The 17,629-nt window shown below is 36.5% G+C and carries 19 protein-coding genes; 11 read left to right on the plus strand and 8 right to left on the minus strand.

The window, feature by feature from the left end:
• Window positions 1-9 precede the first annotated feature (9 nt).
• Window positions 10-672, minus strand: a complete 663-nt coding sequence (gene mnmD, locus GWK10_RS15200) for a tRNA (5-methylaminomethyl-2-thiouridine)(34)-methyltransferase MnmD (RefSeq protein WP_164033248.1) — start codon at window positions 670-672, stop codon at window positions 10-12.
• Between the two features lies 1 nt (window position 673).
• Entirely contained in the window at window positions 674-1,144 is a 471-nt protein-coding gene (locus tag GWK10_RS15205) for a DUF4920 domain-containing protein (protein ID WP_317164697.1), read from the minus strand.
• 109 nt (window positions 1,145-1,253) lie between these two features.
• Here GWK10_RS15205 and GWK10_RS15210 point away from each other — a divergent pair, with 109 nt between their 5' ends.
• Window positions 1,254-2,324, plus strand: coding sequence for a branched-chain amino acid aminotransferase (locus tag GWK10_RS15210; RefSeq protein WP_164033249.1), 1,071 nt, complete (start codon window positions 1,254-1,256; stop codon window positions 2,322-2,324).
• 91 nt (window positions 2,325-2,415) lie between these two features.
• On the opposite strand, the gene GWK10_RS15215 is transcribed toward GWK10_RS15210, so the two are convergent.
• Window positions 2,416-2,802 carry a pyrophosphohydrolase domain-containing protein gene (locus GWK10_RS15215; protein WP_164033250.1) on the minus strand — a complete coding sequence of 129 codons (387 nt, stop codon included), beginning with the start codon at window positions 2,800-2,802 and terminating at the stop codon, window positions 2,416-2,418.
• A 33-nt stretch (window positions 2,803-2,835) separates the two neighbouring features.
• Between GWK10_RS15215 and GWK10_RS15220 the strand changes: the two genes are divergently transcribed.
• From GWK10_RS15220 to GWK10_RS15245, 6 genes are all read left to right on the plus strand, one after another.
• A complete protein-coding gene (locus GWK10_RS15220) occupies window positions 2,836-3,024 on the plus strand; it encodes a hypothetical protein (RefSeq protein WP_164033251.1) in 189 nt (62 codons plus the stop codon).
• An 84-nt stretch (window positions 3,025-3,108) separates the two neighbouring features.
• Window positions 3,109-4,143: an SRPBCC family protein gene (locus GWK10_RS15225; protein ID WP_164033252.1), complete on the plus strand. Its 1,035-nt coding sequence runs from the start codon at window positions 3,109-3,111 to the stop codon at window positions 4,141-4,143.
• 19 nt (window positions 4,144-4,162) lie between these two features.
• Window positions 4,163-4,534: a fluoride efflux transporter CrcB gene (gene crcB, locus GWK10_RS15230; protein ID WP_164033253.1), complete on the plus strand. Its 372-nt coding sequence runs from the start codon at window positions 4,163-4,165 to the stop codon at window positions 4,532-4,534.
• A gap of 274 nt (window positions 4,535-4,808) precedes the next feature.
• Window positions 4,809-5,147 (plus strand): P-II family nitrogen regulator, encoded by a 339-nt coding sequence (locus tag GWK10_RS15235; RefSeq protein WP_164033254.1) that lies wholly within the window; start codon window positions 4,809-4,811, stop codon window positions 5,145-5,147.
• A gap of 22 nt (window positions 5,148-5,169) precedes the next feature.
• Window positions 5,170-6,420, plus strand: a complete 1,251-nt coding sequence (locus GWK10_RS15240) for an ammonium transporter (RefSeq protein ID WP_164033255.1) — start codon at window positions 5,170-5,172, stop codon at window positions 6,418-6,420.
• A gap of 127 nt (window positions 6,421-6,547) precedes the next feature.
• Window positions 6,548-7,582 carry an outer membrane beta-barrel protein gene (locus GWK10_RS15245; protein ID WP_164033256.1) on the plus strand — a complete coding sequence of 345 codons (1,035 nt, stop codon included), beginning with the start codon at window positions 6,548-6,550 and terminating at the stop codon, window positions 7,580-7,582.
• Between the two features lie 70 nt (window positions 7,583-7,652).
• Here the strand turns inward: GWK10_RS15245 and GWK10_RS15250 are convergent, their stop codons facing one another.
• Window positions 7,653-8,321, minus strand: a complete 669-nt coding sequence (locus tag GWK10_RS15250; protein ID WP_239540775.1) for a DUF1684 domain-containing protein — start codon at window positions 8,319-8,321, stop codon at window positions 7,653-7,655.
• Between the two features lie 226 nt (window positions 8,322-8,547).
• Between GWK10_RS15250 and GWK10_RS15255 the strand changes: the two genes are divergently transcribed.
• Together GWK10_RS15255 and GWK10_RS15260 are read left to right on the plus strand one after the other, a co-directional pair.
• Complete coding sequence (locus GWK10_RS15255) at window positions 8,548-9,783, plus strand: MFS transporter (RefSeq protein ID WP_164033257.1); 1,236 nt, start codon at window positions 8,548-8,550, stop codon at window positions 9,781-9,783.
• A gap of 5 nt (window positions 9,784-9,788) precedes the next feature.
• Window positions 9,789-10,535, plus strand: a complete 747-nt coding sequence (locus GWK10_RS15260) for a DJ-1/PfpI family protein (RefSeq protein ID WP_164033258.1) — start codon at window positions 9,789-9,791, stop codon at window positions 10,533-10,535.
• A 6-nt stretch (window positions 10,536-10,541) separates the two neighbouring features.
• On the opposite strand, the gene GWK10_RS15265 is transcribed toward GWK10_RS15260, so the two are convergent.
• The 4 genes from GWK10_RS15265 to GWK10_RS15280 form a co-directional block, all read right to left on the minus strand.
• Complete coding sequence (locus GWK10_RS15265; protein WP_164033259.1) at window positions 10,542-11,939, minus strand: hypothetical protein; 1,398 nt, start codon at window positions 11,937-11,939, stop codon at window positions 10,542-10,544.
• Window positions 11,940-12,008: 69 nt separating this feature from the next.
• Window positions 12,009-13,202 (minus strand): hypothetical protein, encoded by a 1,194-nt coding sequence (locus tag GWK10_RS15270; RefSeq protein ID WP_164033260.1) that lies wholly within the window; start codon window positions 13,200-13,202, stop codon window positions 12,009-12,011.
• Between the two features lie 149 nt (window positions 13,203-13,351).
• A complete protein-coding gene (locus GWK10_RS15275) occupies window positions 13,352-14,896 on the minus strand; it encodes an alanine/glycine:cation symporter family protein (RefSeq protein ID WP_164033261.1) in 1,545 nt (514 codons plus the stop codon).
• 100 nt (window positions 14,897-14,996) lie between these two features.
• Window positions 14,997-16,112 carry a helix-turn-helix transcriptional regulator gene (locus tag GWK10_RS15280; protein ID WP_164033262.1) on the minus strand — a complete coding sequence of 372 codons (1,116 nt, stop codon included), beginning with the start codon at window positions 16,110-16,112 and terminating at the stop codon, window positions 14,997-14,999.
• Between the two features lie 124 nt (window positions 16,113-16,236).
• Here GWK10_RS15280 and lgt point away from each other — a divergent pair, with 124 nt between their 5' ends.
• Both lgt and GWK10_RS15290 read left to right on the plus strand, forming a co-directional pair.
• Window positions 16,237-17,094, plus strand: a complete 858-nt coding sequence (gene lgt, locus GWK10_RS15285; protein WP_164033263.1) for a prolipoprotein diacylglyceryl transferase — start codon at window positions 16,237-16,239, stop codon at window positions 17,092-17,094.
• Window positions 17,091-17,576: a DUF192 domain-containing protein gene (locus GWK10_RS15290; protein WP_164033264.1), complete on the plus strand. Its 486-nt coding sequence runs from the start codon at window positions 17,091-17,093 to the stop codon at window positions 17,574-17,576. The genes lgt and GWK10_RS15290 overlap by 4 nt, the downstream gene beginning before the upstream one ends.
• Window positions 17,577-17,629 lie beyond the last annotated feature (53 nt).

The following is a 17,629-nucleotide window of genomic DNA, read 5'->3' on the forward strand; positions in this document are numbered from 1 at the left end:
TCGTTTAGATTATAGTTTAGTAGCCCTAAGCATTTCTCGTTTTCCGGGAGGTCCAGGCAATCTTTCAACCTCAAAGCCTACGGCTTGCATTGCTCGCCGTACACTGCCCTTTGCAGCATAAGTAACCAAAATGCCAGATTTTTTCATGCCTTTATACATGATTTCAAATATTTCTTCGGTCCACAATTCAGGTTGTACACGGGCCCCGAATGCATCGAAATATACCAGATCAAACTGATTTTCATTGTCGATGTCAATGAAGTCCTTTTGCCGTTTTAAAAGTTTAAAATTAGGAGTGATAATAGTCTCTTCTTCCCACGTGCAAGCATGCATTTTTTCGAATTGAGAACCCAAATAGGCTTCATTAAGCTGCTCAATATAGTTCAACAACCGTGCTTCTTCCCATGCAACAGGGTATTTTTCAACCCCAACGTAGCTTATATTTAGACTTGATTTTTGAGACTCCAACAATGTAATAATAGCGTTTAGACCAGTGCCAAAACCGACTTCTAGAATGCTAACATCAGTTTTGTCACAATGTGCTAGTCCACTTTTTATAAATACATGATATGCCTCTTGTATTGCACCATGTTTAGAATGATATTGTTCATTCCAATCTTCAAGATGGATGGTGTGCGAACCATCTGCAGTTTTTATGATTTTACGTTTCACTCTATTTTTCGAGTAAAACTCCGTCGGCTATAAAAGAATATGTAACTTCTGGTTTGGTAATAGCTGCAATTTCTTCTTCAGACTTTCCTGCATCTTTTGCGTAGTGCTTTAAATCTTCAACACTTGTTTTGCTCACAAATGCCTTGCCTTGCACAATCACATTACCTTTTGCATCTAGCGGCATAAAAAAACCGTAATCTTTAAATCGCACCATCGTTTCTTGCCCATTGCCCATATCCAAACGCATCCAACAACCTTTTTTGGCGCAAACGCTATTAATAGGAGCTTCGAAAGTGGCTTGAATGGTATCATTTTCTTTTAGAGATTCGTATTTTTTTAGCATCGCAGTGGTCATAGTGCTCCGATCTCCCTTCACTTCAGCACCAAAATTTTCGAATTGTCTTTGGCATGAAACAATGCCACAAGTCATTAATATTAGTCCGAATAACTGTATTACTTTCATATTTTTCATGATTCTACTGCTTTGTGTTTCATATTTTACAAAATAACAGTTTTTTCAGCATTTTTGAAATCAACTAGATTGATTTAATTGGTAACTTTGTGATCTAATTCATTAGACCATGAAAAGCACAGCAATATCAGCCTTACATGTAGAGACTGTAAAACAGTCGCGAATAGACCAAGTTGACTTCGATAACCTTGATTTTGGGAAAGTTTTTACTGATCATATGTTTGTCTGTGAATATAAAAACGGAAGCTGGCAAACACCGACAATAAAGCCTTATCAGTCGATAAGCTTAGATCCGTCTGCAAGTGTATTTCATTACGGCCAAGCTGTTTTTGAAGGTATGAAGGCTTATAAAGATGCTGAGGGTCAAATCCTGATGTTTAGGCCTGAAGACAACTTAGACCGGATTAATAAGTCGGCAAAGCGAATGGCTATTCCTGAATTTCCTAAAGAATACTTTTTTGAAGGCTTAGAAGCCTTGCTAAAGCTTGATACAGATTGGATCAAGTCTGGAGCTGGAAATAGCCTTTATATAAGACCGTTTGTAATTGCTACAGAGGCTGGTGTAAGAGCATCAGCAGCCCAGGAATATATGTTCTTTATTATATGCTCGCCAGCACAATCGTATTATGGTGGCGAGGTTAGAGTTAAAATTGAAGAGCATTTTTCTAGAGCCGCTTCAGGTGGTGTTGGTTATGCAAAAGCCGCCGGAAATTATGGTGGACAGTTCTATCCAACGCAGTTGGCAGCTAAAGAAGGATTTCAACAAATAATCTGGACAGATGCTAAGAATCATGAATATGTCGAAGAAGCAGGGACTATGAACCTATTTTTCCGTATAAATGATACTTTGGTAACTGGACCCACGAGCGACACAATTTTGGATGGAATTACTAGAAAAAGTTTAATCGAGCTAGCCAGGCATAACAATATTACCATTGAGGAGCGCCCAGTAAAAGTAACTGAGCTTGTAGAAGCTGCTAAAAACGGATCACTTAAAGAAATGTTTGGTGCTGGTACTGCGGCAGTAATTAACCCTATAAAAGGTTTCGGATTTAGAGATGAGCGTTTTGAGTTAGAAGATGTTCCAAATTCTTATGCTAGTTTGTTTAAAAAGCAACTTACCGATATTCAATATAATTTAGATGCCGACCCATTTGAGTGGAGGTATTTGGTAAAATAGTCCGTATCGAAAAAACTGAAATACATATGAAGCCTTAGAATTTACAATTCTGAGGCTTTTACTATATAGTAATAAATATTCTTAAAACTTTTTAAGCTTCAAGAATCCCCTTAATATCTGGCTTAAAATAATTAGGCCCTTTCATCACTTTTCCATCTTCGCGATAAATCGGTTTTCCGTCTGCGCCTAGCTTGCTCATATTGCTTCGCTGAATTTCTTCAAAAACCTCTTCAATTTTATACTGCATGCCGTGCTCTAAAATAGTACCGCATAAAATGTAAAGCATATCGCCTAAAGCATCGGCAACCTCCACAAGATCATTTTCTTCTGCAGCTTCTAGGTATTCTTCATTTTCTTCAGCCATTAGATTAAATCTCAATTTTAATTTATTGGCACCTAGGTCGGCAATAGGCTCATGCTTTACACCTAAACCAAAGGCTTCATGAAATTCTTTTACGGCTTCTAATTTTCGCTTCATATTAATGATGTAATTTTGCCTAAAAATAAACATATGCTAAGTACAGGTCAACTAATTTTTGCTGGTCTTTTTGTTATCGTTTTTACTGCCGTCATTATTTTTAGTTATAGAAAAGACATCAAAATGCATAAAAGCTTTTTCAAAGGTGGAGTCGGCCCAATCATTATTGGCTTTTTGATATTTGTTGGCATCTTATTACTTATCAAGTTCTATGTGAAGTGATTTATTTCACACTAGGTAAAATCGGATTAACTACCATAAAAATCGCTATCTTAGCGTAAACAACCACCAATACTACCAGCTTTTATGAAAATTATCAAATACCTCTTCTTTTTAATAATAATAGGTCTTATCGGACTTTTCGTATATGCCGCAACCAAAGACGGAAGTTTTCAAATAGCAGAAAGTAAGGTTATTAATGCACCGGCCGAGGTGATTTTTGAGCACGTTAGTGATTTTAAAAAATGGGAAACATGGGGTCCGTGGATGAAAAAGGATCCTAATATGCAGCTTTCTTATGCCGAAAATACTGTTGGCGCAGGCGGATCGTATTCATGGGAGTCGGAAACTGAAGGAAACGGATCTATGACTACTATTAAAGTCATTCCGAATCAAGAGATTGCTCAAGAAATCACTTTTAATAGTCCAATAGGTGATTCACAAAGTAATGTCTATTGGACTTTTGAGGAACAAGACCAAGGCGGGACCAAAGTAAGTTGGGGGATGAATGGTGAGCAATCACTTCTAGAAAAGGTATATTTCTTGTTTCAGGATGAGACATTGGAACAGGCGGTTAGCCCAATGTACCAAGAAGGTCTTGAAAATTTAAGTAAGATTGCCTTAAATGAGGTCTCTCAATACAATGTGAATGTAGAAGGGGTAGTTGAATTTGATGGTGGCTATTATATGTACGTAACTGCGGAAGTTCAGCAAGAAGCTGTCTCACAAAAAATGGCAGAAATGTTCGGTATGATCTCAAAATACATGAGTGACAATAACATCCCACAATCAGGTATGCCACTTACAGTTTATAAAGAAATGAATAGCGAACAAGGCACCACAATTATGTCTACTGGTATTCCTGTGGCTGAACGCGTCATTGTACCTTGGAATAATACCGTACTATGCGGAAAACTACCTAAGGGCAAAATGATAAAAACTGTGCTTACCGGAAACTACACTAATCTTGGTGAAGCTTGGGAAAAAGCATATGCCCACATGGCTCAAAATGAATTACAGCCCACTTGGAATAGTGAGCCTTTTGAAATTTACATGAACGATCCAGGCGTTGTAAAAAATCCTGCGAAATGGGTCACCAATTTATACATACCTATTAAATAGGTACTTCGTCATATATCACATGAAACAGGTTTTATTGGTATTTCTAGGTGGTGGTGTTGGAAGTGTTGCTCGTTTCATATTAGGAAAATACCTCAACAGTACTAATGATGGTATTCCATATGGCACTTTTGCCGCAAATATTATTGGTAGCCTGCTAATTGGATTAATCCTAGGCTATGCCGCAAAAAGCAATTCGTTAAGCCAATCGCAAATCGCATTGTTAGCCACTGGATTTTGTGGGGGCTTTACCACATTTTCAACCTTTGCTTACGAGAATCACGTTTTCCTCAAAAGTGGTGACCCATTTCAATTTTTTCTTTATACCGCTCTTAGCTTTATTATAGGGCTTGGAGCAGTATTCTTTGGGATCTGGTTATCCAAATTGATTTAGATAATACGTCCTTAATCTCATTTTACTTTCTCATTTTATTTAAACCGCTATTTCAATGGTAGGAAGCTCATTATTCTCAAAATTATAGCACCAACCTTCATTTTATCAGGCTCAAATTCCCATTTTTACTAGTTTAAAATAACATTACCCTAATTTTTATAGGGTAAATTTGATTAAATCATAAAAATTATATTCATACCCCTATTTTTTTTGGGGTATATATTCATTTAACATAGATTTGGCACTTGAATAAAATGATTAACCATTTAGAACAATGAAAAAAATTGAAGCCATTATTCGCAAATCTCGCTTCGACGAGGTTAAAGAAGCACTACACGAAGTAGAGGTAAACTTTTTTAGCTACTGGGATGTAACAGGGGTTGGAAACGAAAAAAGAGGTCATGTATATCGCGGTGTTAGCTATAGCACCACCGATATTCAAAGAAGGTACCTTTCCATTGTAGTGTCCGACAGTTTTGAGCAGCGTACAATCGATGCCATTTTAAAATCAGCTTACACAGGTAATGTTGGTGATGGTAAAGTATTTGTCTCAGAAATTCAAGAAGCCTACAGAATACGAACTAAGGAGAACGGATCAGAATCTCTAAACTAATTGACACTCATTTAAAAACGATATGGAAACGACAAGCAATATTTTAACGATTAATAATGTATGGATGATGATCTGTACAGCACTTGTATTTTTTATGCACCTAGGTTTTGCTTTTTTAGAAATTGGCCTTACCAGACAAAAAAATACCATCAACATTTTGTTTAAAAACGTATTTATCATTTGCGTAGGTTTACTTTTGTACTGTTTGGTTGGGTTTAATCTAATGTACCCTTCTGGCTTTGTTGCCGGATTTATACCAGATTATTTCTTCGATCTTTTCGGCTTAAGTGCTCCAGTTACTGATGCTGGCTTAGATCTAACCTATAACGAGGGCTATACGTATTGGACAGATTTTCTTTTCCAGGGAATGTTTGCTGCCACTGCAGCAACCATAGTTTCTGGTGCCGTAGCTGAACGGATTAAACTACCTAGTTTTATGATCTTTGTGGTCTTATATGTAGGTATTGTTTATCCAATTGCCGGTTCATGGAAATGGGGTGGAGGATTCTTAGATAAATTAGGATTCTATGATTTTGCAGGTTCTACATTAGTACACTCTGTAGGAGGATGGGCTGCATTGATAGCGGTTTACTTATTAGGTGCTCGTATCGGTAAATTTGGCAGCGATGGCAAACCAAAAGCGATTCCGGGTCATAACATTCCAATCGCAGCAGCTGGTGTATTAATTCTTTGGTTAGGATGGTTCGGCTTTAATGGCGGCTCTGTCTTATCAGCAGATCCAGGAGCAACCTCAATCACATTAGTAACAACTTGTTTAGCAGCAGCAGCTGGTGGTGTTGGAGCATTTATCTTTAGCTCATTCTTATACAAGAACTACGACCTAACTATGTTCCTAAACGGTATTTTAGGTGGACTTGTAGGAATCACTGCTGGGGCCGATCAAATGGCACCAACAGATGCAATTTTAATAGGATTGATTGCCGGTGTGATCATTGTCTTAGGTGTTGCTCTAGTTGATAAATTAAAACTTGACGACCCTGTAGGTGCTATAGCCGTACACTTAATTTGTGGAATTTGGGGTACGTTAGCTGTGGGTATTTTTGGAGCTATGGCAGGATGGGATCAATTCCTAATTCAATTAGCAGGTGTAGGAATTTATGGAGCCTTCTGCTCAGTCAGTGCCCTAGTTATATTATTACCAATAAAAGCAACAATGGGGCTACGTGTTACCAAGGAAGAAGAAGTACAAGGTTTGGATATTCACGAACATGGCATGGACTCCTACCCAGATTTTCGAATGAATCAACACTAATAACTTTTAACAAGAAGGCACAAAAAACCGGATGGTGTTGCAGCACCATCCGGATAATAATCCCTTCAACACACTATCAAATTACTCTCTGGTCAGAGAAAAACATTAATAGCTAAAATCAAATTTTATGAAAGCGATTACTAAAACAAATATCGTAAAAAAAGCAGTTTTTGCCCTAAGTCTTCTTTTCACATTTAATGCCTTCGCTCAAGAAGAAGAGGCTAGCGAAAAGAAACTTAAAATAAGTGGTAGTATCGATGCTTACTACCGCACTAATCTTTCATCAACAGATCAAGAAATTGCAGCAGGATTATCACAAGCCCCTCCGACCTCATTCGCCAATGAAACTGGATTTGCTTTAGGTATGGCAAATGTAATTGCGGCATACGACGGTGAAAAGACAGGTGTCGTAGCCGACTTAACTTTTGGACCTCGTGGCGATGCAGCAACTGGCGGGTTTAACTTAAATCAACTCTATGCGTACTGGAAAGTAGGTGAGAAAACTACCTTATCTGCAGGTCGATTTAATACCTATCTAGGATATGAAGTAATCGCCCCAGCTGCCAACTTTAACTACAGTACATCTTACCTATTCTCATACGGTCCATTTTCTCATGTTGGTTTAAAAGCCGATTTCGCATTATCTGATGATTTTAGCTTAATGTTAGCGGCTATGAATGTTACTGACGTGAACAACAACCTTACGGGCTCATATTCTGCAGGAGCACAGTTAGGTTATAAAGGACAATATCTAAACTTTTACTATGATGACGGTACGGGTCTAGGTTTTGAAGTTGATTATACTGGTGGTTTCGATGTTTCTGATGACTTTTATTTAGGATTGAATGCCGCATATCAAGATAATGACGGTAGCGGATTTTACGGTGCAGCATTATACCCTCAACTAAAAACATCTGAGAACTTTTCTCTAGGATTGCGAGGTGAATATTTTGCACAACTAGAAGATGGCGGACCAGTATTTGGTTTTGATGATGCTACTGTATTTGCTGTTACACTAACAGGAAGTTATACTGTTGAAAATTTAATTATCAAGCCAGAGCTTCGTTTGGACAGTTTATCAGAAGAAGGTTTCCTTGATAATGATTTAGCCCCTGCAAAGAGTTTATCTTCTTTTGGGATTGCAGCGATCTATTCTTTCTAAGATAGTTTAGAATTAAATTGGTTTATTATAGAGTTTTAAAAAACCACAGGCCTTCGGGTTTGTGGTTTTTTTAATGCTTATCATAAGCTTTCACTCCAGCCTTAATCTCTATATCTAAGTGATTCTCTGATGGCGGAATTGGACAGGAATATTTGGCATTATACGCACAATACGGATTATACGCCTTATTAAAGTTAATAATCATTCTGTCTCCCTCAGGCATTTCCACATCTAAATAGCGCCCACCTCCATAGGATTCTGACCCATTCGTTTCATCAGTAAAGGGCACGAACAAATAATCCTCGTACTCAGGATCTTCCATCAAGCCCAAATTCTGAAAAATACTCAATACTTGATCCTTTCCCTGCAGTTGAAAATGAGCTTCGCCAAATTTTCGATAAATAGGCAATCTATCTGTTGTGGTTTTCATTTTAAAAGGAGCTGTGTTTGGTGTCTCCACAAACTTAGCAATCACATAATATGAAGTATCGATCTCAAAAAATTGAAGCCCTTTGAATGCATTTAGATCTTCATCGGTCAGAGGTGACTCTTCCTTGTCACCATAATTAAGATTTAGATCGTCCTGAAAATCATGAACTTCATTAATTATCTGATTCGCAGACGGCATTTTAAAGACAGTAGCCTCTTTCTTTTCAACTTTTTTTTGCGCGCAGCTTGTAGCAATACTCATCAATATAACCACATAGAAAAACACCAGATATCGAAAATTTATTTTCATATTTAAATAATTGATAGATTAAATGTACAACATCTCAACTATTTAATTAATTTTGAATCAACATTAGAAAATGAAACACATTACACTAAATATTTGTCAATTAAATTCTGTGAAAACAGCGATTAACTGCCGGTATATGTTGTAATGTTATCTAACAATATAATTTTAGGAGCCCGGCTGATATAGTCGGGCTTTTTTTTGCACTAATATCAATCAAAACCAACCAATGTTTAATTTAATCAACAAATACACCAATACCTTTAAAGGTTTATCACGCGAAGTGTGGTGGCTTGCCTTAATTACACTTGTTAATAGAACTGGGGCAATGGTAATTCCGTTTCTCTCACTGTATCTGACAGAGGACAAATCATTTACAGTACCCCAAGTGGGTTGGGTAATGACTAGCTTCGGACTGGGCTCTTTCTTCGGTGCTTGGTTAGGCGGAAAATTAAGTGATAAGATAGGATATTACAAAGTAATACTAGGTTCATTATTTGCGACCGGCTTAGCATTCGTACTTACGCAATACGTAGACACCTTTGCGGGAATGTGTGTGACATTTTTCCTGCTAATTGCTGTTGCCGATGCCGCGCGGCCAGCATTTTTTGTGGCATTAAGCGCTTATAGCAAACCAGAGAATAAAACACGTTCATTAACCCTTATTCGACTTGCCATCAACCTTGGCTTTTCGGCAGGGCCAGCATTAGGTGGACTCATAATTGCTACTATTGGATATTACGGGCTTTTTTGGATTGATGGCTTAACCTGCATACTTGCCGGTTTACTAATGATGCAGACTTTGAATCCAAAGAAAGCACGTATTTCTGATGAAGAAAAAGTAGTAGAAAATCCGATAGCTCCTGAAAAGGATTTTCCTTATTTACTATTTCTTGTAGCGTTTTCGCTGTTCGGAATCATATTCGTGCAGTACTTTTCAGCAATGCCATTGTATTACAGACAAGCATACGAACTGTCAGAAAGAACAATTGGCTTTTTATTGGCTTTTAACGGGGCGCTTATAGTAATAATCGAAATGCCACTGATCGCTTATATTGAAAAAACTACAATGAGTAATTTACAACATGTAGTTACTGGATTGGTTTTAACAGCAGTTAGTTTTCTGGTCTTAGTAATTACGCCTTGGGCTGGAATTTTGATAATAGGCATGATTTTCATGAGCGTAGGAGAAATGATTGGGTTGCCTATGGGCAATGCTTTTGCCTTAGAACGTTCTAAAAAAGGAAGGCAAGGCGCTTATATGGGTCTCTTCACTATGTCTTTTTCGGTTGCACACATTTTCGGACATAATTCAGGAATGCAACTTATTGACTTGTTAGGTTTCGAAAATACATGGCTCATTATGGGAGGCGTTGGGGCTATAGCTACATTTTTGGTACTCATTGTAATTCGGATAATAAAACGGCAACAACTAAACGAAACTGTATCTTTATCAAAAATATAAATAGCATGAAAAAATCTGTCATATATCTGATTGCACTATCCATTTTTTTCAGCTGCACAAAGAAACAGGAAACAGCGGATAATACAGCAGAAAACACCTTTGTAGAAAAGCAATTTCCAGAATTAAAAGAGGGTCGATATAATGTAGCATTTTTGATAATGGACGGGGTATACAATACAGAATTAACGGCTCCCTTCGATATTTTTCAACATACTCAATATCGAAAAAACATCAAACAAATGAATGTGTTCACTGTGGCCAATACCGATGCAGCTATCACTACTTTTGAAGGAATGCGCTTACTATCTGATTTTAATTATCTAAAAGATTCACTGCCACAGATTGATATTTTGGTAGTGCCAAGCGCTGAGCATCATTTGGATACAGATCTAGAAGATGAGGCTATGATTAATTTTGTAAAAGAAACCGATAAAAACGCTATCTATATTACCAGTCATTGCGATGGTGCTTTTGTGTTGGCGAAAGCGGGATTGCTAAACAATGTGGTTTCAACAACCTTCCCTAGTGATATTGATAAAATGAGAACAACATTCCCAACCCTAGATATACGAAAAGATGTATTGTTTGTGCATGATGGGAAATATATCACCTCTGCTGGTGGAGCGAAAAGTTTTGAGGCTGCACTTTATCTATGTGAATATTTATACGGTGCTGAAATAGCACGATCGCTCGCAGGCGGGCTCGTTATTGATTGGAAATTAGAAGAAGTCCCACATCTAGTTATTAAATAGAGAAAATTACTGGTCCTTTTTATCCTCTGGCAACGGATAGGTGTCCAAAATTTCCCAGAACTCGGGTTGACTTTTTAAGGTGCTTACTCCTGGTAAAAGTTTCAAGGCGTCCTCATCTTTATATCCATTTTTAAACAGTACCTCCATACTTGATAAAGCATTGTCAACCTCTCCTACCTTCGTATATAGCTGTATTAATTCTAAATACGCTTTATGATAACCCGGTTTTATGTAAACCATAAATTCGTAGATAAATATTAGATTATCGATACCTTCTTCTTCGTCATACAAAGGCACACTTTCTGCACAAGTGTGAAATAACATTCCCTTTATTCGCTTTAATTTCTTCTGAAAATAAATTGTTCCCTTTTCATACGACTTAAACTGCACTAACTCGTCTTCCCAAAAAGGGAAGTTTTGAAAACTGGCGTTTTTTATATCCTCTTCTAGCAAGGTGCTAAAACTATTTAATATATCATTTTCTCCAAATCCCGCTCCATTTTCTCCTCGTTTAAAGCGTCTAAAGTCCTTATCTCTTCTCAAATTCTCCAACTTACTGATAAGGCTATCTGTTTTAAATAAACTGCGATAATTTTTCTCAGTCCTTGACAGTGCTTTTTCTCCGAAATACAGGTTCTTACTATCTATTAGTGATTGAGCATAGTCATAATGTTTTTGATACAATTTAGGTGTGACAATTTCATGCTGTGGGTACTTTCCTATAATAGCTCTTTTTACATAAATCCACTGAAGAGCTTGTTGCAAATAATCAGCAGTTGGCCAATAATGCCCACCTTTAAATAAAATAAGGTCATTTGCCACCTTTTTTCGAGTTAAATAACGGTGAACACTTTGCATACTGTGGTATGTAAAATCTTCATCACCCACTAACCCAATTACGGGCATATCTCTGTTTCTCAGGTAATTCATTTTCTCAATTACACCATAATTTGCCCCACACAATATAAGACCCGCCGAGTTACCTAGTCTTGATCCGATCGTTGTTGCAAGTGCAGCGGCACTAGAGAAACCTGCATAATAAATTTCATTTGTCTCAGGTAGAATGCTAAAAACCTGCTTGTACAACGCAGCAAACAGTGTCAAATTCTCTTCTTTTAATTGAGACATTGGATGATTTAGCGCTACAATTGGCATACCAAATTCAGATGATACTAACCTAAAATTTCTAATTGCCAAAGATGCACTCTCATAAGGATCAAAAACAAATAATACAGGACTTGAGGTATTAATATCGAATGATCCTGGGAGATACATTGCAAAAGTAATATCTGAATCAGGAATGGCGATCGAGTCCGTTAAGTGATTCTTTTTAACTGCAAATTCTTGCGATTTTACGGTGTTAGAGAATAGACAGAAAAACAGAAAAACGTAAATATATCGCATAATTAAAATGAGGTGATTATTGATTGTTTACAAAAAGGCATCAAAAAATATACCATAATCTTAAACTCATTATTTTTTAAAAATAGTATTCATGAGTTTGGCCAAATCTTGACAATACTCTTTTTGAGATTGATTGGCATTATAGAGATTCGAGTTTTGTGTAGACCAAGTCATAACGCCAATACTATTCTTTACACGATAAATCATTTTTTCATGTTCTAAATTAGATTTTTCCGATTGTTTTTTCAGTTTTTCTAACTGCTTTTTCCACCAATTTAGTCTATTGGCTTTAGGGGATTTTAAGTCAGCATCAAATCGATTACGAAATTTATTTTTCAAAATAACCTCTTCAGATAATGCAGCTGATAGCTGCTTATTTGCGAGAATAAGCTGTTTCTCTTTTAATAAGTTGTCGTACTGATTTTGAATTGAATCGAGCTCGAATAAACCTTTATAACTAGCGAGCATTCGCTCATAACTCAATGCTGTCTGTAACCAATTTCCCTGTTTTCTAAAAGCTTCGATTCGATCATAATCTGATTGATAATATGATTTTAAAATATCCTCCGGTACGATTTTGCGTTTAGATCGATGTGTTTGTAATTGCAACCAATCAAAAGCCTGCTTTATTTTTGTTTCACTAGGCCAATCATGATAGCCATTATAGGTGAAAATCGCATGTGTGAAATTTAATCTCTCAAGGAATTTTTTTACGTTAATCATTTCAAAATAGTTGAAATCTCGATCACCACACATACCCACATAAGCAAAGTTTTGAGTACTCGGCATATGTTCTGGAAGATGAGAAAAACCTGCTCCGCATGCAATGACACCTGCCGCTTTGTTGGTTAACGCAGCAATTGCAGTGGCAAGCCGAGCACCACCAGAGAAGCCCGCAAAATAAATTTGATTCTCTTTAATTTTAAAAGAAGAAAATACATGATTAAATAATCTATTTGCTATTTCGAAATTGGTATTGTATGGTCCGTTTTTGGCATTGTTAGAACAGACAAGAATATAACCATATTCTTCAGACGCTTGAATAAATGGTTGGATTCCTATTTTTGATCGTGCGGCTGGTTCAAAAATAAAAACAACCGGGTTCGGTTTTGATGCGTCAAAGCTACTGGGCAAATAAAGGGCAAAACTATCGTCACTTCCTTTTATTTTTAAAGAATCTAATATCTCACCTTTAGGCATATTTTGAGAGAAGCCCAGAAAACAACAGCTTAAAAAAACAAAAAATAGCGCTTTATGCGTCATGTAAAACGCTATTTACAGCAAGTTTCGTTCGTACAATTCTCTACACTGCAATTGACACAGTCACCATTAATACAATGGAAACAATCACAGCTACATGATGATTTATATGTCTTCATAATTTCTTTTTTTTGATACTTAAAGATACAAAATCATTTTAGCAACCTTATCCGGTCTAAGTACTTTTTAAGTTCGGTCCCAACCTTTTTTCTCAAAAGAAATAAACCAATCATATTTGGAACCAGCATGGCAAATATCATTGCATCGGAAAAGTCAGTTACTGCTGTTAAACTGGAAGCTGCACCAACAATTACGAAAAGACAAAAAATTGATTTATAAACGTACTCGGTTCGCTTCTTCCTACCGAATAAGAAAGACCATGCCTGATACCCATAATAAGACCAAGATATCATTGAGGAAAATGCAAAAAGTATAACTGCTATTGACAGCAAATAGGGAAACCATGAGATTCCGCTTTCCAAGGCTTTAGATGTTAAAATAGCCCCTTCCTCCCAGGAAACTTCATTTCCTATAGTAATCTGACCAGTAATAATCAATGCCAAAGCCGTCATTGTACAAACCACTACAGTATCAATAAAAGGTTCTAATAATGCCACTAAACCTTCACTAGCAGGATATTTTGTTTTTACTGCCGAATGAGCAATCGAAGATGAACCAATACCAGCTTCATTGCTAAATGCCGCACGCTTAAACCCTTGAATCATTACACCAATAAAACCTCCAGCAACACTCGGTGGGGAAAATGCTCCATTTAAAATAGACTGAAACGCTGTTGGAATTTGATCGTAATTAATGACTAGAATAGTAAGTACTGCCAACACATATACAACAACCATTACTGGCACTATCTTATCTGTCACTTTAGCGATCTTCTTAATCCCACCAATAATTACTACGCCAACTAAAATTGCCATTATCAAACCAAATAGCCAACCTTTTCCATAAATAAAACTAGACTCGGCACCCGTTACATATTCAAATAATTTAAATGCCTGGTTTATCTGAAACATGTTTCCTCCACCGAAAGAACCACCAATACACATTACTGCAAATACAGCCGCTAATAATTTACCAAGTTTTTTAAAACCCTTTTCATTCAATCCATTTTTCAAATAATACATTGGACCCCCGAAAACAGTTCCACTTTCGTCGATCTCTCTGTATTTCACACCTAGTGTGCATTCAACAAATTTTGAAGCCATTCCGATCAAACCGATAATAATCATCCAAAAAGTGGCTCCAGCCCCGCCAATAGATAGCGCAATGGCTACCCCAGCTATATTTCCTAAACCAACGGTAGCCGAAAGGGCAGCGGTTAGGGCTTGAAAATGACTTACTTCACCTTCGTACCCCTCTACCCTAATCGTATCTACCGCATCGCCTTCTGATTGATGAATATTTGACGCAACTTTTACTGGGGAATCTTCTAGATTATCATAGTCACCTCTTACCACTTTAATTGCGGTCAAAAAATGTTGGAAGTTTATAAATCTGAAATAAGTAGTAAAGTAACTCGCACCAAGAATTAATATAATAAGGACCCATGGTATACCTACATCTTCTGTTATCGGGATTTGGGCAAAAATGGCATCGTAAAACCAGCCCGTAGCCTTTGCGAAACGCTCATTTATAATTTCATCAATGGATGGATTGGCGCCTTGTATTAATAGAATCATCAGAACTCGTTTTAAAATCCTGACCAAGATGTCATCATTCTATTAACATAAAAAGATTAAGCATGGGTGTTTTTTTAAGTGACTATGCTTAAGTACATGCTTAACCATCCGATTTTATGGTAGCAAAGTGAATTAGATTATTTTCGGTTGCAAAGTTGATTAACTGTTCTTTACCATCTACTCCACTCACATTTAATATCTTTTTAATTTGATAGATATGTGTTTGAAAACCATCAACACTAATATTCATGGCTTCCGCAATGTCAGTATATGACTTTTTCATTCCCATAACGACTAAATTGCCAAGCACTTCTTTTTGTCTATCAGATAATTCAACATTCTTCGATTTTTGAATCGCTTCTAATTCCTTTCTTACAGTTGACAACTTCTTATCGCTTACTTTTTTTTGCTTCAGCAACTCATTATTTACAGACAATAACTCTTTATTCTGCATTATCAAATCATTAACCATAGTCTGTTGCTGTTCTTTTTCTGATAAAAATTTCCAGCTGTATAGTAAAATTGAAAACAATACAATAAATAAAAACTTAAATGAAATAGAAGCAATACTCCCTAGTAGTTTCCATGTATCTACTGAAACCCATTCCGTAATGATTTCTAATGGAATAATTCTATGTGATACGGCAATAACAATTAATATAAACAAAGCAAATGATGGCAAATACATAAAACGCATTTCACGGTGTTTAAATGCTCGATTTAACTCCATTAATAATGAAAAAGCAACTACTAAAGAAATTGGTATATCAATTAACCAAATAAGTCTATTAGAAGACCCGTCATTGGTTAATGAGGTTATTACAAAGACAAAGGCAATCATTACCAGTATTCCAGAATATAGGCCAATGAATTCTTTTTCGGTAAACCTGTTGATCATTTTAACAACCATGCTTCTTGACTGATTATGCTCAATAGATGGTAAGGATAAAATGATAAAAAGCGAATTAAGTAAAGACACCAATAAACCCAAATAAATAATAGCTTTATGTGTTTCTGAAAATCCTATTTTCAACAAAACCTCAGTAAAAAAAGCACCTAAACCCCACACAAATATTGCAAGACCGAACCATTTTATACCATTTATAGAAGCAGCTTCCTTAACCTGTTTTTTCTCTTTTAGGTAAATGCGTTGTATAACAACAGCCGTCACTAGGCATACTAAAGCAATAACTGTATTTTCAATATCTAGCAGCATTAAACAAATGTAATTATTTTAAAAAACTGATACTTTTCAATACTAAAATAGCACAAAACTTTATGTCAAATGATTTCAGCGTTCACGCGGCTTTTGGTTATATTTACGCCCATATACTAAAAATATGACGACATTTCCCCTCTCCTTTACGTGGAATCCGTCTGAGGGTATCGACCTCGGATTTTATGAGATAAAGTACTACAGTTTAATGTGGGTCGTGGCTTTTGCCATTGGTTTTTACATTACCAAAAAAATATTCAATAAAGAAGGTCGAAGCGCTGATGAACTAGACTCATTGTTTATTTATAGTATGGTGTCGATCATGGTTGGAGCTCGCTTAGGTCATGTATTATTCTACCAGACGGAATTGTTATGGGAAAGTCCATTTGAAGTTTTCTTACCTATATCAAAACCAACAGGTGTTGGTATTTTTGAATTTTCGAAATATAAATTCTCAGGTTTTAGAGGCTTGGCAAGTCACGGAGCGGCAATCGCAATGATCATCGGGATGTACTATTACAGCAAAAAAGTAATCAAAAAACCTTTATTATGGGTTTTAGACCGCGTTGTAATTCCTTGTGCATTTGGAGCTATAGCGATTAGATTGGGTAATTTTTTCAATTCGGAAATGATTGGAAAACCTTCTGGATCTGAATGGGGGGTAATATTTGCTAAAATTGACAATGTTGTAAGACATCCCGGGCAATTGTATGAAGCTTTTGGATATGTATTCGTATTTGCAACATTAATGTTTCTTTATTGGAAAAAGGAAGCTGGCAAAAAACTTGGAACTTTATTTGGCACCTTTTTAGTAATGCTAATGGGCGTTCGTTTTATAGTTGAGTATTTTAAAATTGAACAAGTTGACGGACGTGAAGATTGGGTACTAGGATTAAATACAGGACAACTACTAAGTATTCCTTTTGTTTTAATCGGAATTTATTTCATTGTTAAGGCTAATAAAAAGGTCGCTACAACATGAAAAAATTCCTGGCTTGTATAATATTAGTTTCCGGTTTTTTACTGATAACTTGTGGTGACAAAAAATCAGACAAAAAAGTAATCAAACAAGAAGTATCCTTTACCAAAGAGGGTACACTCAGCCTTTTTAAGAAAGATAGCCTGCTGGTAAAACTTGATATTGAAATTGCGGATAACGAATACGAAACACAAACTGGTTTAATGTATCGCAAATCGATGCAAGATGATCGAGGCATGCTGTTTATTTTTCCGAACTCACAACAACGGTACTTCTATATGAAAAACACCGAGTTCTCTATCGATATAATCTACCTTGATGAAGACAATAAGATCGTTAGCATTCAAAAAAATGCAGAACCCTTTAATGAAAATTCGCTCCCGTCGGAAGGTCCTGCCAAATATGTTTTAGAGGTTAACGCCGGACTTTCGGATAAATGGGGGTTGGAAGCTGGCAATTTCATGGTTTTTGAAAAGTTGAACTAACCTTCAAACGCCTTAGAAAAGGCCAACTTCTATTTCGTATATTTCACGCAACA

This window comes from Spongiivirga citrea, assembly GCF_010671565.1.
GTDB lineage: Bacteria > Bacteroidota > Bacteroidia > Flavobacteriales > Flavobacteriaceae > Spongiivirga > Spongiivirga citrea.

Coding starts and splice junctions, on each gene's coding strand:
- lgt (WP_164033263.1), top strand. CDS start 16,237: ATGACGACATTTCCCCTCTCCTTTACGTGGAATCCGTCTGAGGGTATC.
- GWK10_RS15250 (WP_239540775.1), bottom strand. CDS start 8,321: ATGAAAATAAATTTTCGATATCTGGTGTTTTTCTATGTGGTTATATTG.
- GWK10_RS15205 (WP_317164697.1), bottom strand. CDS start 1,144: ATGAAAAATATGAAAGTAATACAGTTATTCGGACTAATATTAATGACT.
- GWK10_RS15215 (WP_164033250.1), bottom strand. CDS start 2,802: ATGAAGCGAAAATTAGAAGCCGTAAAAGAATTTCATGAAGCCTTTGGT.
- GWK10_RS15265 (WP_164033259.1), bottom strand. CDS start 11,939: ATGCGATATATTTACGTTTTTCTGTTTTTCTGTCTATTCTCTAACACC.
- GWK10_RS15270 (WP_164033260.1), bottom strand. CDS start 13,202: ATGACGCATAAAGCGCTATTTTTTGTTTTTTTAAGCTGTTGTTTTCTG.
- GWK10_RS15260 (WP_164033258.1), top strand. CDS start 9,789: ATGAAAAAATCTGTCATATATCTGATTGCACTATCCATTTTTTTCAGC.
- GWK10_RS15210 (WP_164033249.1), top strand. CDS start 1,254: ATGAAAAGCACAGCAATATCAGCCTTACATGTAGAGACTGTAAAACAG.
- GWK10_RS15225 (WP_164033252.1), top strand. CDS start 3,109: ATGAAAATTATCAAATACCTCTTCTTTTTAATAATAATAGGTCTTATC.
- GWK10_RS15275 (WP_164033261.1), bottom strand. CDS start 14,896: ATGATTCTATTAATACAAGGCGCCAATCCATCCATTGATGAAATTATA.
- crcB (WP_164033253.1), top strand. CDS start 4,163: ATGAAACAGGTTTTATTGGTATTTCTAGGTGGTGGTGTTGGAAGTGTT.
- GWK10_RS15235 (WP_164033254.1), top strand. CDS start 4,809: ATGAAAAAAATTGAAGCCATTATTCGCAAATCTCGCTTCGACGAGGTT.
- GWK10_RS15240 (WP_164033255.1), top strand. CDS start 5,170: ATGGAAACGACAAGCAATATTTTAACGATTAATAATGTATGGATGATG.
- GWK10_RS15280 (WP_164033262.1), bottom strand. CDS start 16,112: ATGCTGCTAGATATTGAAAATACAGTTATTGCTTTAGTATGCCTAGTG.
- GWK10_RS15255 (WP_164033257.1), top strand. CDS start 8,548: ATGTTTAATTTAATCAACAAATACACCAATACCTTTAAAGGTTTATCA.
- GWK10_RS15220 (WP_164033251.1), top strand. CDS start 2,836: ATGCTAAGTACAGGTCAACTAATTTTTGCTGGTCTTTTTGTTATCGTT.
- GWK10_RS15290 (WP_164033264.1), top strand. CDS start 17,091: ATGAAAAAATTCCTGGCTTGTATAATATTAGTTTCCGGTTTTTTACTG.
- GWK10_RS15245 (WP_164033256.1), top strand. CDS start 6,548: ATGAAAGCGATTACTAAAACAAATATCGTAAAAAAAGCAGTTTTTGCC.